The 14,980-nt window shown below is 62.9% G+C and carries 17 protein-coding genes; 7 read left to right on the top strand and 10 right to left on the bottom strand.

Translation table 11 applies throughout. From position 1 onward, the window contains the following. The 5 genes from lepA to rpoE form a co-directional block, all read right to left on the bottom strand. A complete protein-coding gene (gene lepA, locus HB860_RS01615) occupies nt 1-1,794 on the bottom strand; it encodes a translation elongation factor 4 (RefSeq protein WP_139434016.1) in 1,794 nt (597 codons plus the stop codon). 170 nt (nt 1,795-1,964) lie between these two features. Then, nucleotides 1,965-2,426, bottom strand: a complete 462-nt coding sequence (locus HB860_RS01610) for a SoxR reducing system RseC family protein (protein WP_247625598.1) — start codon at nt 2,424-2,426, stop codon at nt 1,965-1,967. A gap of 90 nt (nt 2,427-2,516) precedes the next feature. After that, nucleotides 2,517-3,497, bottom strand: coding sequence for a MucB/RseB C-terminal domain-containing protein (locus HB860_RS01605; RefSeq protein ID WP_025328262.1), 981 nt, complete (start codon nt 3,495-3,497; stop codon nt 2,517-2,519). Between the two features lie 21 nt (nt 3,498-3,518). Further along, nucleotides 3,519-4,106, bottom strand: a complete 588-nt coding sequence (locus HB860_RS01600) for an RseA family anti-sigma factor (RefSeq protein WP_139434015.1) — start codon at nt 4,104-4,106, stop codon at nt 3,519-3,521. A 23-nt stretch (nt 4,107-4,129) separates the two neighbouring features. After that, a complete protein-coding gene (gene rpoE / locus HB860_RS01595) occupies nt 4,130-4,711 on the bottom strand; it encodes an RNA polymerase sigma factor RpoE (protein WP_005332791.1) in 582 nt (193 codons plus the stop codon). Nucleotides 4,712-4,892: 181 nt separating this feature from the next. Between rpoE and nadB the strand changes: the two genes are divergently transcribed. Continuing rightward, nucleotides 4,893-6,500 carry an L-aspartate oxidase gene (gene nadB / locus HB860_RS01590; protein ID WP_247625542.1) on the top strand — a complete coding sequence of 536 codons (1,608 nt, stop codon included), beginning with the start codon at nt 4,893-4,895 and terminating at the stop codon, nt 6,498-6,500. A 67-nt stretch (nt 6,501-6,567) separates the two neighbouring features. On the opposite strand, the gene HB860_RS01585 is transcribed toward nadB, so the two are convergent. After that, complete coding sequence (locus tag HB860_RS01585) at nt 6,568-6,942, bottom strand: protein YgfX (protein WP_247625541.1); 375 nt, start codon at nt 6,940-6,942, stop codon at nt 6,568-6,570. Nucleotides 6,943-6,960: 18 nt separating this feature from the next. Continuing rightward, entirely contained in the window at nt 6,961-7,230 is a 270-nt protein-coding gene (locus HB860_RS01580; protein ID WP_025328266.1) for a succinate dehydrogenase assembly factor 2, read from the bottom strand. A 119-nt stretch (nt 7,231-7,349) separates the two neighbouring features. Here HB860_RS01580 and ygfZ point away from each other — a divergent pair, with 119 nt between their 5' ends. After that, on the top strand, nt 7,350-8,255 hold the full coding sequence (gene ygfZ / locus HB860_RS01575) for a tRNA-modifying protein YgfZ (RefSeq protein ID WP_282101148.1): 906 nt from the start codon (nt 7,350-7,352) through the stop codon (nt 8,253-8,255). Between the two features lie 6 nt (nt 8,256-8,261). Here the strand turns inward: ygfZ and HB860_RS01570 are convergent, their stop codons facing one another. Continuing rightward, nucleotides 8,262-9,143, bottom strand: a complete 882-nt coding sequence (locus HB860_RS01570) for a LysR family transcriptional regulator (RefSeq protein ID WP_247625539.1) — start codon at nt 9,141-9,143, stop codon at nt 8,262-8,264. A 132-nt stretch (nt 9,144-9,275) separates the two neighbouring features. Between HB860_RS01570 and HB860_RS01565 the strand changes: the two genes are divergently transcribed. Beyond that, the gene (locus HB860_RS01565) at nt 9,276-9,713 is read left to right on the top strand and encodes a PACE efflux transporter (RefSeq protein ID WP_247625538.1); all 438 of its coding nucleotides are present in this window, start codon (nt 9,276-9,278) and stop codon (nt 9,711-9,713) included. A gap of 77 nt (nt 9,714-9,790) precedes the next feature. Here the strand turns inward: HB860_RS01565 and HB860_RS01560 are convergent, their stop codons facing one another. Beyond that, nucleotides 9,791-10,132: a hypothetical protein gene (locus tag HB860_RS01560; RefSeq protein WP_025328270.1), complete on the bottom strand. Its 342-nt coding sequence runs from the start codon at nt 10,130-10,132 to the stop codon at nt 9,791-9,793. Nucleotides 10,133-10,326: 194 nt separating this feature from the next. Here HB860_RS01560 and cutA point away from each other — a divergent pair, with 194 nt between their 5' ends. The 4 genes from cutA to HB860_RS01540 all read left to right on the top strand — a co-directional run bounded on the left by cutA (nt 10,327) and on the right by HB860_RS01540 (nt 13,449). Continuing rightward, nucleotides 10,327-10,644, top strand: coding sequence for a divalent-cation tolerance protein CutA (gene cutA / locus HB860_RS01555; protein ID WP_139434009.1), 318 nt, complete (start codon nt 10,327-10,329; stop codon nt 10,642-10,644). Continuing rightward, nucleotides 10,641-12,416 (top strand): protein-disulfide reductase DsbD, encoded by a 1,776-nt coding sequence (locus tag HB860_RS01550; protein ID WP_247625537.1) that lies wholly within the window; start codon nt 10,641-10,643, stop codon nt 12,414-12,416. Before cutA ends, HB860_RS01550 begins: the two co-directional genes overlap by 4 nt. Beyond that, the gene (locus HB860_RS01545) at nt 12,417-12,950 is read left to right on the top strand and encodes a GNAT family N-acetyltransferase (protein WP_247625536.1); all 534 of its coding nucleotides are present in this window, start codon (nt 12,417-12,419) and stop codon (nt 12,948-12,950) included. It abuts the gene before it with no gap. 79 nt (nt 12,951-13,029) lie between these two features. Continuing rightward, nucleotides 13,030-13,449, top strand: coding sequence for a hypothetical protein (locus HB860_RS01540; protein WP_139434006.1), 420 nt, complete (start codon nt 13,030-13,032; stop codon nt 13,447-13,449). Between the two features lie 29 nt (nt 13,450-13,478). On the opposite strand, the gene HB860_RS01535 is transcribed toward HB860_RS01540, so the two are convergent. Continuing rightward, a complete protein-coding gene (locus HB860_RS01535; RefSeq protein ID WP_247625535.1) occupies nt 13,479-14,783 on the bottom strand; it encodes an NAD(P)/FAD-dependent oxidoreductase in 1,305 nt (434 codons plus the stop codon). Between the last annotated feature and the right edge of the window lie 197 nt (nt 14,784-14,980).

The raw sequence follows: 14,980 nt of genomic DNA, 5'->3' as shown, positions 1-14,980 counted from the left end.
TTAATCCTTTCCGACGTGGAGAATGGCGAGGAAGGCCTCTTGCGGCACGTCGACACGGCCCAGGGACTTCATCCGCTTCTTGCCTTCTTTCTGCTTGTTCAGCAGCTTTTTCTTACGGCTCACGTCACCGCCGTAGCACTTGGCGGTCACGTCCTTGCGCAGGGCCTTGACCGTGCTGCGGGCGATGATCTGGTTGCCGATGGACGCCTGGATGGCGATGTCGAACATCTGGCGCGGGATCAGCTCGCGCATCTTCTCCACCACCTGGCGACCGCGATACTGGGCGTTCTCCTTGTGGGTGATGATGGCCAGGGCATCGACGCGCTCACCGTTGATCATGATGTCCAGACGGACCATGTCGGAGGTTTCGAAGCGCTTGAAGCCGTAATCCAGGGAGGCGTAGCCGCGACTGGTGGATTTGAGGCGGTCGAAGAAATCGAGCACCACTTCCGCCATCGGGATCTCGTAGGTCAGCGCCACCTGCTTGCCGTGATAGACCATGTTGGTCTGCACGCCACGCTTCTCGATACAGAGGGTGATCACATTGCCCATGTACTCCTGCGGCAACAGTATGTTGCACTCGGCGATGGGTTCGCGCATCTCTTTGATGTTGTTGACCGCAGGCATGGCAGCCGGGCTGTCGATGTGGATGGTCTCGCCGTTGTTCAGCTCGATTTCATACACTACGGTCGGCGCCGTGGTGATGAGATCCAGATCGTATTCCCGCTCCAGACGCTCCTGGATGATCTCCATGTGCAGCATGCCGAGGAAGCCACAACGGAAGCCGAAGCCCAGTGCGGTGGAGCTTTCCGGCTCGAAGAACAGGGAGGCATCGTTCAGGGAGAGCTTGTCGAGGGCGTCGCGGAACGACTCGTAGTCATCGCTGGAGATGGGGAACAGACCCGCATAGACCTGCGGCTTCACCTTCTTGAAACCGGCCAGCGCCTTGTCGGCACCGTTCTTGGCCTGCGTCAGGGTATCACCCACAGGAGCGCCGTGGATGTCCTTGATGCCGCAGACGACCCAACCTACCTCGCCACAGCCCAGACCCATGGTGTCCACCTGCTTGGGAGTGAAGATACCGATGCGATCTACGCCCCACACCTGACCGGTGCTCATCACCTTGATCTTGTCGTTCTTCTTGAGGGAACCGTTCTTGATCCGCACCAAGGAGACAACCCCCAGGTAGGAGTCGAACCAGGAGTCGATGATCAGCGCCTGCAGCGGGGCATCCGGATCACCTTCCGGTGCCGGGATGCGGGCCACTATCTCTTCCAGCACCAGATCGACACCCAGACCGGTCTTGGCGGAGCAACGCACCGCATCCACCGCGTCTATGCCGACGATGTCCTCGATCTCTTCCGCAACCCGCTCGGGTTCTGCGGCAGGCAGATCGATCTTGTTCAGGATGGGCACCACTTCCAGCTCCATCTCCATGGCGGTGTAGCAGTTGGCCAGAGTCTGTGCCTCAACCCCCTGACCGGCATCCACCACCAGCAGAGCCCCTTCACAGGCAGCCAGGGAGCGAGAAACCTCGTAGGAGAAATCCACGTGGCCCGGGGTGTCGATAAAGTTCAGCTGATAGGTGTTACCGTCTTGTGCCTGGTAGTTCAGGGTCACACTCTGTGCTTTGATGGTAATGCCGCGCTCGCGCTCCAGATCCATGGAGTCAAGCACCTGAGCCTGCATCTCGCGGTCGGACAGGCCGCCACAAGTCTGGATCAGACGGTCCGACAGGGTCGATTTACCGTGGTCGATGTGCGCAATAATCGAAAAGTTACGAATGTGTTTCATCGAGCAAGAATCACTCAAAATTAAGTTAGGGTCGGATATGAGGGCAGGATTTTACTGGATAACCCGGTCGACGGCCAATCTTTAGTCGGCGGGCACCAGAAATAGCGCCTTGTCTGGCGGGCCCTCGGCACCAAAACGGCGGCGACGGAGCCAGAAAAGGGTCGCGCCGCTCAGGAGAGGTGGCGAGTATTGAGTACCACGCCGAGCATGCGGGGACCATATTCCCCTTGCTCGAGCCGGGCAGAAAAGTAACGAACCAGTAAAAATCCGATGGTGCCGCCGAGCAGGCAACTGAGGATGGTCACCCCCTCCCCCGCCGACAGCAGCGGCGCCAGCCAGAGCTGACCAAGCAGGGCGCCAAGCAGCAGGCAGAACAGCGGCAGCACATAGACCAGGGCAGCGCCGCGCAGGATGCTCGCCTGGGGAATGCCGAGCCTGATCTGCTGACCGACCATGACCTCGCCGGTCAGCGCCACCCGCAGTCGCTGCGACTTCAGGGGAAAGGCCTTGGCGACGGTGCCGGTACCGCAGTTTGACTGCTGATGGCAGCCGCTGCAGGCGGAGCGCCGTTCGCACTCCACCCAGGCATAAGCCCCCTCGACGGCCACCACGGTTGCCAGCTCTTCGCTCATGTTACTCACAGGATGACTCCAGACGAACGGCTATGGATTTACCCGATCTCAGCACGGTCGTCCCGGTTCGGCAAGTGGCAGCATGCCGCCTCACTGAACCGCCTCGTTGCGGGCCAGCGGCTGCACCGACTCGGCGATGCGCTTGGCGGTCTCGGTGGGGACCTCCCCGACCACGGTGATCTCCACCCCGACCTCGTTGACGAAGCTCACCAGCGAGGTGGCCCCCTGGCGGATCAACTGCTGGCGCACCGCCTGCTTGGGATCGACCCGGGAGACGTAGACGGAGAGATCCACCACGCCGTCCGACAGCATCATGTAGTCCACCGGCAGGCTGGTGCTGACCAGCTGGTGCCTGTCCTGAGAGAGCACCTTGAATCCACCCGGCAGCCAGGTCAGGTGCCAGTTCAGGGTCTGCTGGGGGGCGGGATAGGCGTCTTCCAATGCCAGCGCATCGGGCAGCTTGCTGCGGGCCAGGGTGACAAGCCAGGGCGCGGGCGCCGGCTGCCTGTCCAGATCCACCCCAAGCACCTGCTCGACCAGGTTGCCCTCCTTGTCCACCATGTCCACCCGCAGCAGCAGGTGGCTCTGCTCATCGACCCAGAGCACAAAGCCGTACTTGTCCGCCTCCTTGGGCACCAGTCTCACGACCTGGGCCACCAGGCCAGCCACCCGGCTGCGACCGGCCAGCACGGGATCATAGCTCTCCAGCACCCGGGGCAGCGGCATCTTCACCAGGCTCGACCAGACGCCCGGGAAACGCGCCCCCTTGAGGGTGTAGGGTTCGTGGGTGTTTTCGAAGAAGGTGTATTCATTCTGGCGTTGCAGGTACTCCACCGCCTTGCCGTCGAGATAACTCAGATGAGCGACCTCCTTGCCATCGATCACCCCGTGGCTGAAGCGAATGGGCTCGAGGCGTCCCTGACGGGCCTTGACCATGGACAACTCAAAATTTTGTTGCGAAACGGCACTCTGCATCTGCTGCAACAAGGCCTCGGCCGACAGATCGTCGGCCGAGGCCTTGGCACAAATCAGCAGGAGAGAGGCCAGCAGAATGAGGCTGGACTGGCGCACGGTCTGATCCCTAAAGATGCGTTATTCCTGAATCTGCTTGTCTTGCAGCAGACGCTGTTGTAATTGATGGTCTCGCAGGAAGGCGTTGATGCGCTCGCGCTGCTCCTGCATCTGTTGCTCGTTCAAGCCTTGCTGGCGAGGAGTGGCACGGTTGCCCTCCTGGGGATAGTGCACGCTCACTGGCGTCGCACTGCCACCGACCGGAATGGTGTTGAGCACAGGGTTGGCCGGCATGCCGTCGTTGCCCTGATACTGCTGCACCCCGAAGATGACGGCGGCAGCCACGGAGGCCGCAATGGCATACTGCCCCATCTGCTGACCAAAGCGACGGACCAGAGGTATCACCTTGCCTGCAGGCTTCACCTGAGGCGAAACAGGTTGCACCGGCTTGGGCGCCAGTATGACGGGTTCGTCTTCCAGTGCCAGCATGATGCTGTCACTGAGATCCAGTTGCAGATTGACCGGCAGGTCTCCCCGCATGGCATCACCGATCAGATGGTAACGAGCCCAGGTATCTTGCAGAGCGGGATCCGTTCCCAGCTCGTTCAGAACCTCCATGTCGCTGAGGTCACCATCCATCAGGGCTGAAAGTTGCTCTTTATTTGCCATAAGTTTGCCTGTCTTTCCCCAGTTTAATTCTCGATCAGAGGTTGCAGCTTTTTATCGATTGCTTCCCTCGCCCGAAAGATACGGGATCTCACCGTACCCACAGGGCAATCCATGATCTCTGCAATCTCTTCGTAGCTCAGCCCTTCCATTTCACGAAGGGTGATCGCTGTTCTCAAGTCTTCTGGCAAGGCTTCTATGGCGGCAAACACAGTGCGCTTGATCTCGTCGGTCAGCGCCAGGTTTTCCGGGGTGGCCACTTCTTGCAGGGCTTCACCACCACCATAATATTCAGCCTCGTCCGCTTCGACATCACTGCTGGGCGGTCTGCGCCCCTGTGAGGTCAGGTAATTTTTGGCCGTGTTGACGGCGATCCGATACAACCAGGTGTAAAACGCGCTCTCGCCACGGAATGTCGGCAACGCACGGTAAGCCTTGATAAAGGCCTCCTGCGCCACATCCGGCACATCGCCCGGATTGTTGACATACCTGGCCACCAGGTTGACCACCTTATGCTGGTATTTTCTTACCAACAGGTTGAATGCATTTTTATCGCCACGCTGGACCCGTTCAACCAGCTGTTCGTCCAGTAGATTCTGGTCGCTCATCAGAGCCGTAAAACCCCCATCAGGTTATCGTTCTTCTTTTCCGGCCCCTTCTAAGCGCACAAGTTCAGACAGGAGGAATCAGAGAAAGTTCGCTTGCATTGAAAAAAATGTGATGCGGGCTGCATCACAACCCCCCTTGGGCTACCATGGGGCCAGTTCTTAATCCAGGCCAATGATACTTATGAAAGCAAGTGTTGAATACCTTTGCGACGTACTGATCATTGGCAGCGGTGCCGCCGGTCTGTCCCTCGCGTTGCGATTGGCAGACCAGGCCAAAGTCCTGGTTCTGAGCAAGGGGCCCATCAGTGAGGGGGCCACTCTCTATGCGCAAGGAGGCATCGCTGCCGTGTTCGACGAGACCGACAGCATCGAATCCCATGTGAGCGACACGCTCAACGCCGGCGCCGGGTTGTGTGACCCGGCCGTGGTGGAGTTCACCGCCCGCAACGCCCGCGACTCCATCCAGTGGCTGATCCAGCAGGGTGTGCCCTTCGATCAGGAAGAGGATGCAGAGGGGGAATCCCACTATCACCTGACCCGGGAAGGGGGTCACAGCCATCGCCGCATCTTCCACGCGGCGGACGCCACCGGCAAGGCGGTGCAGCTCACCCTGATCGATCAGGTCCGCGCCCACCCCAATATCCAGCTGATGGAACGCTTCAACGCGGTCGACCTCATCACCACCCGCAAGCTGGACCTGCCGGGCAACAGGGTGCTCGGCGCCTATGTCTGGAACCGCAACGTCGAGCAGGTCGAGGTGATCCGCGCCCGTTTCGTGGCGCTGGCCACCGGCGGCGCCTCCAAGGTGTACCAATACACCTCCAACCCGGACGTGAGCTCGGGGGACGGCATCGCCATGGCGTGGCGCGCCGGCTGCCGGGTGGCGAACCTGGAGTTCAACCAGTTCCACCCCACCAGCCTGTTCCACCCCGATGATCCCAACTTCCTGCTGACCGAAGCCCTGCGCGGGGAAGGGGCCTATCTGCGCCGTCCCGACGGCAGCCGCTTTATGCCGGACTTCGACGAGCGGGCCGAACTGGCGCCGCGGGACATAGTCGCCCGCGCCATCGACCACGAGATGAAGCGGCTCGGCGCCGACTGCATGTATCTGGATATCAGCCACAAGCCGGCGGACTTCATCATCAAGCACTTCCCGACCATCCACGAGCGCTGCCTCGCGGTCGGCATCGACATCACCAAGGAGGCCATGCCCATCGTCCCAGCGGCGCACTACACCTGTGGCGGCGTGATGATCGACAACAACGGCCAGACCGACATACCGGGTCTCTACGCCATCGGCGAGGTGACCTACACCGGGCTGCACGGTGCCAACCGCATGGCGTCCAACTCCCTGCTCGAATGCGTGGTCTACGCCCATCAGGCGGGGGCCGACATCCTGGCCAAGCTGCCCACCAGCGTGGAGCCGCCGAGCCTGCCCGCCTGGGACGAGAGCCAGGTGGACGACTCGGACGAGCAGGTGGTGATCCAGCACAACTGGCACGAGCTGCGGCTGATGATGTGGGATTACGTGGGGATAGTGCGCACCAACAAGCGCCTGGCCCGCGCCAAGCGCCGCATCGACCTGCTCAAGCAGGAGGTGCAGGAGTACTATGCGAACTTCCGGGTCTCCAACAACCTGCTGGAGCTGCGCAACCTGTTGCAGGTGGCCGAGCTCATCGTCAACTGTGCCCTGGAGCGCAAGGAGTCCCGCGGACTGCACTATAACCTCGACTACCCGGACATGCAGCCGAATCCCAAGCCGACAGTGCTGACGCCGGAGCGGGAGTAAACAACCCACCGCAGTCCAATAGATGACCCCGCTTCGGCGGGGTCATTTATTGGAGGGCAGGATGGGGTCAGCGAGGAGCGGCGAGGTGAATGGCCCGGGCCAGGGCGCAGTAGTGCTCGGGTGCCAGGGCGTCGGAGAAGAGCCAGAGGTGGCACTCGGCGCCCTCGTCAGCCACCAGCCTCAGCCAGAGCACCCCGGGCAGGATGCGGCTGCGGTCATCCAGGCGATGGCGCCGGCCCTGCCACTCCAGCCACTCCCCATCCCAGAGCAGCGCCTGGCGCCCTGGCGTGACGGAGCGCCAGGCCAGCCAGAGCCCCAGCAACCAGCAGGGAAGAAACAGCCCCCATTGCCAGCCCTGGATCAGGCTGGCGGTGGGCCAGAGCAACAGCCCAAACAGGGCAAGCAGCAGCAGGCGCTGCCGCCGGGAGGGAATGACGGGCATCAGGACCCGCATCGGGGATCAGCTCAGGCGATCATGACGGGCCTGATTGCGCTCCAGGATCAGGGGGATCATGGCGGCGAAATCGGGGTCGCTCGGCACACCGTGGCCCATGCTCCAGCGGAACAGCTCGGGATCCTCGCACTCCAGCAGACGGATGAAGGTCTGCTGCTCGGCCTCGCTCAGGGAGTCGAACTCGTGCTCGAAAAAGGGCATAAAGATCACATCCAGCTCGAGCATGCCGCGACGGCAGGCCCACTTCAGGCGGGACTTTTCAATTGGGCTCAACATGGAACTCTCCTTACAAAGACCCGGGGATGGTAGCAGCTGGATTTTCCGGCTGACAAACATTCCTTACGTCTTTACCATGCAGGTCACATACTTTCTGTCTCTGGAATACCATCGTGAGCCTGCCGACCCCTGTTCTTCCTGCCGAGCCAACCCTGTTTCCCCTGACCGATCTGGCCATCACCCGCCTCACCGGCAATGATCGCGTGAAATATCTGCAAGGCCAGGTCACCTGTGACGTCAACGCCCTGCAACCTGGCCAGAGCACCCTCGGCGGCCATTGCGATCCCAAGGGCAAGCTGTGGAGCGATTTTCGCCTGTTCTGCCTCGATGAGAGCCTGCTGCTGCTGACCAAGCCGTCGGTGCTGGCGCGCCAGCTGCCCGAACTCAAGAAGTTTGCGGTGTTCGCCAAGGTGGAGATCGGCGAGTTCCAGGGCCAGGCGGTCGGCCTGGCCGGTCAGGGCACGGATGCCTGGATCGCGACGCAATACGGCCTTCAGGAAACCGGCCTTGTCGAGGGCGGCATGGCGGTCAGGGTGGAAGCCGATCGCTGGCTGCTGGCAAGCGAGTCGCCGCTGGCGCTGAGCCTGCCTGTCGGCGACGAAGCGCTCTGGTGGGGTCTGGACATCAAGGCAGGCATCCCGCACCTGGAGGCGGTCCATCAGGGGGAGTACATTCCCCAGATGCTGAACCTGCAGGCCCTGGACGGCATCAGCTTCACCAAGGGCTGCTACATGGGGCAGGAGATAGTAGCCCGCGCCAAGTACCGCGGCGCCAACAACCGCGCCCTCTTCGTGCTGGCCGGGCAGGCCAGTGACCCCGTGGCCAGCGGCGATACCCTGGAGATCCAGCTCGGTGACAACTGGCGGCGCAGCGGCATGGTGCTGAACGCCTGGCAGCAGGATGGCCAGGTGTGGCTCACCGCCGTGCTGCCCAAGGACACCGAGGCCGATGCCAGCTTCCGCCTCAAGCAGGAGGAAGGCTCCCGCCTCGCCCTGCAGCCCCTGCCCTACTCCCTGACCGACTAAGGTCCGCTAACGAGGCACCCGCGCCAGCAGGGCCTCCTTCAGCCAGCGCCCCGCCTGCCCGAGCGGGCGGGCGCGATACCACTGCAACTCCAGCTCCAGCTCGGCCAGGGGAAGGAAATCCGGCTTGAGTACCACCAGCTCCCCCCGCGCCAGCGGCCGGTGCAGCAGAAACTCGGGTACCGCAGACCAGCCCAGCCCCAGCTTGACCAGCTCCAGGATCCCGAGATCCCCCTCGACCCACCACACCTGGGACGAGAGGCGGAAGCGATGGCGCTCCGTGCCCTCCCGCCGTCCCGTCACCATCAGCTGGCGGGCCCCTTGCAGGTCGCTCTCGTGCAGCGGTGTCTTGTGGGCCAGGGGGTGATCCGGGGAGACCACCAGGGGCATGGCGACACTCCCCAGGGAGCGGGAGACCAGCTCCCGCTCCGGGTGCGCCTTCTGGTAGCTGATGCCGAGCTGGGCCCGCCCGCTCTTGAGCAGCTCGGTCACATCCTCCATCAGCGGGAACAGCAGCTCCAGCTCCACCGTCGGATAGCGGCCGGCGAACTCCTCCAGCAGGGCGCCGAGCCAGGGCAGGTGGGAGTCATCGTCGATGGCCAGGGTGAGGCGCGACTCTATGCCGCTGGCCAGCTCCCCGGCAATGGCCTGCAGCCGCTCGCTCTGGGCCAGCAGCACCCTCGCCTCCTGGCTGATGCGGGCCCCCGCCTCGGTCAGCACGGGGTAGCGGCCGCTGCGATCAAACAGCTCGAGGCCGAGATCTATCTCCAGGTTGGCGATGGCGGTGCTCACCACCGACTGCGCCTTGCCCAGGCTGCGCGCCGCCGCCGAGAAAGATCCCGTCTCGGCGGCCGCCAGCAACGCCTTGAATTGTTCCAGTGAAGGGGTCATTCGCCTGCTCCTGCCCTGATTATTGCACCCAGATCCATCTATTTTAGCGATAGATACTAACGTGAACCTATCGAAAAATAGCGATAAATTGGCCGCCATACCCACCCGGAAAGAGAAACAGAGAGACAGACCATGCGTAATACCCGTGATCGCCTGCGCCACGCCATCGGCTTCGAATTGATTGGCCTGCTGATCGCCGCCCCCCTGGCAAGCTGGGTCACCGGCCTCGGTCTCAACCACATGGGCCCGCTGGCCCTGTTCTTCTCGGTGGTCGCCACCGTCTGGAACTATGTCTACAACATCGGGGTGGACAGGCTGCTGTTGCGCCTGCAGGGCCATACCCACAAGAGCCTGTGGCAACGGGTGCTGCATACCTTGGGTTTCGAGGGGGGCTTGCTGATCGTCGCCCTGCCGGTGATGTCCTGGTGGCTCGACATCGGCCTGCTGGAGGCGCTGGTGCTGGATCTGGGCTTCGTGCTGTTCTACCTGGTCTATGCCTTCGTCTACAACTGGAGCTATGACAAGGTGTTCCCCATCCCGGGCCAGGGGGGGCGGCCGGTCACGGGGTGACAAGAGAAGGGAAAAATCGAGGCACCATCATGCGACTGGCATGATGGTGCTGATCTGGATCCTCGAGGGGCAGGTATTCAGGCTTGCGCCTTCACCTCGTCGGCAGGGGCCTCGGTCTGGGCCGCTTCCTGGTTCAGCATGGCCTCGAGGTCGCTCTGATACTGGTTCAGCATGCGCTGGGCCGCGACCATGTCCCCCTTGTGCAGACGCTCGAACAGATGGTGTTGCACCACGCCGTTGAGGTACTCCACCGTGATGGGTTGCTCCAGGGCAGACAGCAACTCCTCTTTTTCCAGCTCCGCATTGATTTCATCGACACTGGTACGCAGCAGACCGGCCAGTTGCACCAACATGCGGCGCTCGCCTTCACGCAACAGGCTCAACATGCGGTTTCTCTGCTGCTCATTCTGTTGGGTCATACATTTCCTTACGTAGAGTGGGAACAAGCCCGCTCATTCTGCCCTGTCCTTTTCACAGCGTCTATCTCGGGCGCATCACTAATTGAGCGTCCCGCCAGCGGGGCGCGGGCCGGGTGCTATTTGCCCCTTTGCCCGGTATAGTAACCGCTGTTCCAGAGGGCCTTTGCGCCCCCGCTGACGAGACCGCCAACCCCATGACCGACGCCATTCTGGTGCTCTGCACCTGCCCTGATGAAGCCAGTGCCGACCTCATCTGCGAGCAACTGCTCGACCAGCGCCTCGCCGCCTGCATCAATCAGCTGCCAGGGCTCACCTCCGTCTATCGCTGGCAGGGGAAGACTGAACGGGCACGGGAGATCCAGCTCATCATCAAATCCCGCCAGCCGCTCTTTGCCGAGCTCGAGCGGTGCATCCTGGCTCACCACCCCTACCAGGTGCCGGAGATCCTGGCGATCCCCGCCAGCCAGGGTCATCAAGCCTACCTCGACTGGTTGACACAGGAGACCTCATGACTCTTCGCCCCCTGCTTTTCCCCCTGCTGCTCCTGCTGAGCCTGCTCGCGGCCCCCGCCCAGGCCAGCAGTCAGGATCTGCTCGGCAGCCTCGGTATCCAGGCCAGTGCCCAGCCCAAGTTTCTGAAAGTCGACGAGGCCTTCGTCCTCGAGAGCGAACAGCACGGAAACAAGCTGCTGCTGACCCTGCGCCTCGCCGACGGTTACTATCTCTATCGCCACAGCATCAGCGTCAAGGGGGACAACCTCGCCTTCGAGCCCCCAGTGCTGCCCGCAGGCACCGAGCATGAGGATGACTTCTTCGGCAAGACCCGGGTCTTCTATCAGGAGCTGCAGATCCCCGTCACCTTGACCCAGGTGGGGGACGCCGCCAGCCTCAGGATAAGCTATCAGGGTTGCACCGAGGGCCTCTGCTATCCCCCCACCGACAAGCGGATCCCGGTGCAGCCCCTCGCGGCCACCGGCGACGCCGGGCAGACAGGCCCCGCAGACGCCATAGAGACGCCGGCCAGCAGCCAGCAGGACAGACTGGCGGCCGCCCTCGGCAGCCAGGGCTTCTGGCTCAGCATCGCCGCCTTCTTTGCGCTGGGGCTGGGGCTTGCCTTCACCCCCTGCGTCTTCCCCATGTACCCCATTTTGACCGGCATCATCGCCGGTGCAGGTCAGCACCTCTCCACCCGCCGCGCCTTCCTGCTCTCCTTCGTCTATGTGCAGGGGATGGCGGTCACCTACACCCTGCTCGGGCTGGTGGTCGCCTCGGCGGGGCTGAAGTTCCAGGCGGCGCTGCAGCACCCCTATGTGCTGATCGGCCTCTCGGTGATGTTCGTGCTGCTGGCGCTCTCCATGTTCGGGCTCTACAGCCTGCAACTGCCGAGCAGCCTGCAAACCCGGCTCTCCGGCCTCTCCAACCGCCAGCAGGGCGGCTCCGTGGTCGGGGTCACCATCATGGGGATGATCTCCGGCCTGGTCTGCTCCCCCTGCACCACGGCGCCGCTCTCCGGCGCGCTTATCTATGTTGCCCAGAGCGGCGATCTCTGGCTCGGTGGTGCGGCCCTCTATGCCCTGTCGCTGGGCATGGGGCTGCCGCTGCTGCTGCTCGGCACCTCGGGGGGCAAGTTGCTGCCCAAGGCGGGCGCCTGGATGGATGTGATCAAGCAGCTGTTTGGTTTTGCGCTGCTGGCGGTGCCCATCCTGCTGCTGTCACGGCTCTTGAGCGACCAGGTCGCCACCCTGCTCTGGCTCGGCTGGGGGCTGGTGCTGTGCGGCTATCTCTATCACCACAACCAGCATCGCCCCCACTCGGTGGGCAAGAGTCTCGGCGGCTTCGTGCTGCTGCTGGCCATGATGGGCCTGGTGGTGGTGGGCAAGGACCTGCTGCTGCCCGAGCCTGGCGTCAAGGCCAGCACCGGGACCCAGGCGCCCCGGTTTGTCCGCATCAAGACCCTGGATGACCTCAAGACCCGGCTCGAGGCCGCCCGCGGCAAGCCGGTGCTGCTGGACCTCTACGCCGACTGGTGCGTGGCCTGCAAGGAGTTCGAGCACAAGACCTTCAGCGATCCCGAGGTGCGGGCGCGCTTCGCCGACATGGTGCTGCTGCAGGCTGACGTCACCGCCAACGACGATGCCGATGTGGATCTGCTCAACGGCCTGAACGTGCTGGGGCTGCCGACCCTGATCTTCTTCGATCGCGATGGCAACGAGGTGAGCGGCCAGCGGGTGACCGGCTTTATGGGCCCCGCCGAGTTCCTCGGCCAGCTGGACAAGCTGCGCTAGATGGAGCTGCGACGCCTATCATCGGCTCACTCGAGCCACATAGCGTGGCTGGAGGAGGTCGTGCTGGCGGCGCCTGCCTACAGTTGGCTGACGGAAGGCAAGGCACCCAACCCTGCGGATGCCCTGGAGATACTCAGGGCCTGCCCGCCTGGCATAGGAGAGCATGACAAGTTTGTGCTGGCCATCCTGGAGGGAGAGGTGCTGATTGGCTGCATCGATCTGGTCCGCGGTTATCCGGATGAGCAGACGGCCTATCTTGGCCTGCTGCTTTTGAAGGAGTGCTGGCAGCGACGGGGGATGGGTAGCGAGCTGGTCGCACACGTCATGGGGATGGCGGCTGGCTGGGGTTGCACCACCCTGCGACTCGGGGTCATCGAGACCAACGTCCCCGCCCTGCATTTCTGGTCGAAACACGGCTTTAAGCAGGTGGATCGCAAGCAGATAGCCGGGTTCACCGGCGATACCCTGGTCATGACCCGTGCCGTCTGCCACCCAGATGGGCCCAATCCTGCCAACTCGGCCACCGCGCGCTGATTTTTCTGGCCATCCCTTGTATATGACAGGCGCCATGGCAGAATTTGCCCTTTCCCGTCTCGCATCGTCCGGAGTTTTGATGAAAAAGTGGTTCATCCCCCTGCTGGCCTGCTGGCTCTATGGCTGCAACTCAGGTCCAGGTGAAGAGGCGATCCAGAGCCAGGTCACCGCCAGGCTGCAGGCCGAAACCGACGCCAACCTGTTCGAGATCAGCGACTTCGCCGTGCTCGGCAAGGAGGAGCGGATGGAGGGGGTCTACCTGGTCAGGGTGAGCTACCGGCTCCACTTCAAGCAGGGGTTGGATCAGCTGCAGGTGCTGCACGACGAAGATCTGGTCTATGACAGGGTCGGCCCCTTCCAGCAGGAGATGGCCCTGATGGAGCTGGAGCGCAAATACGGCGAGTTCGAGGCAGGCCAGGCGCTGGCGCAGGAGAGCCAGGTCTGGATGATGAAGACGGAGCAGGGCTGGCAGCTGGCAGAACCGGCGCAGCAGGGATAAGCACCCTCCTCCCTGCCGCCAGCCCTCCCCTAGAGCAGATCCTTCATTCTGTGCCACAGCATCCCGAGCGCCAGCAAGGGGGAGCGCAGGGCAGGCCCGCCGGGGAAGGTCATGTGGGGCACGCGACTGAAGAGATCGAAGCCCCGGCTCTCCCCCCTGATCGCCTCGGCCACCAGCTTGGCAGCCATGTGAGTGGCATTGAGGCCGTGTCCCGAGTAAGCCTGGGCATAGAACACATTGGGGTTCTCCTTGAGGCGCCCGATCTGCGGCAGCCGGTTGGCGCCTATGCCTATCATGCCCCCCCACTGAAACTCGATGGCGGTGCCCGCGAGCTCCGGGAAGACCCGCAGCAGCTTGGGCAGCATAAACGCCTTGATGTCCCTGGGATCGCGCCCCGAGTAGTTGCAGGCCCCACCAAACAGCAGGCGACCATCCGCCGACAGCCGGTAGTAGTCGAGCGCCACGTTCTGATCGCACACCGCCATGTTTTGTGGCAGCAGACGCTGGCGCAGCCGCTTCTCCAGCACCTGGGTGGCGAGTATGTAGGAGCCCGCCGGCAGCACCTTGCCCCCGAGCTCAGGATTGAGCTCGTTGAGGTAGGCGTTGCAGCCGATCACCAGGTAGCTGGCGCGGCAACGGCCGTGGGCCGTGGTCACCTCGACCCGATCGCCGTAGTCGATGTGAGTCACCCTGGAGTGCTCGAACAGGGCGACGCCCAGGCTGGCCGCCGCACGCGCCTCACCGAGGGCCAGGTTGAGGGGATGCAGGTGGCCTGAGCCCATGTCGATCATGCCGCCGATATAGCGATCCGACCCCACCACCGACTTGATCTCGCTTTTGGGCACCAGCCTGACCTCGTGCCGGTAGCCCAGGCTGGCCAAGTGTTCGGCATCCTCCTCAAATCCCCTGAGGTGGCGCGCCTTGGTGGCGAGATCGCAGTAGCCCCAGGTCAGGTCGCAGTCGATGTTGAACCGCGCGACCCGCTCGCGCACCAGTTGCACCGCCTCCAGCCCCATCAGATCCAGCTCGCGCACCCCTTCCTCGCCAATCCAGCGGGCAAACTGGCTGGTGTCGTGGCCTATACCGCGAATGAGCTGGCCGCCGTTGCGGCCGGAGGCGCCCCAACCGATGCGGTTGGCCTCAAGCAAGACCACCTTGTAGCCCGCCTCGGCCAGGTTGATGGCGGTGTTGAGGCCGGTGAAACCGCCGCCTATGATGCAGACGTCGGCATCCAGCTCACCGCTGAGCTCGGGCCACTGCCGATGGTCGTTGCGGGTGGCCGCGTAATAGGAGGCCACGTGCTCCTGGTGTCCGTTGTGTCTTCCTGTCTGCATGCTCAGCATCCTGCCTTGGTTGCACTTGTTTACTAAATTAAACGCAGTGTCATCGATAATACCCAGCCCAGGGTCACCAATCCAGCCTGTCAGGATCACAGAAATGCAAAAGGTGTCCCGAAGGACACCTTTTGTGAGGCCAGCCGAGGGCCCAAAATGAAAGAGGCGCCCCAGAGGGCGCCTCTTCAGCAATCAAG

It is taken from the genome of Aeromonas genomosp. paramedia, assembly GCF_023093515.1.
Taxonomy (GTDB): domain Bacteria; phylum Pseudomonadota; class Gammaproteobacteria; order Enterobacterales; family Aeromonadaceae; genus Aeromonas.
The sequence above is the reverse complement of the archived record's forward strand: the minus strand, read 5'-3'. Positions and strand labels throughout refer to the sequence as shown.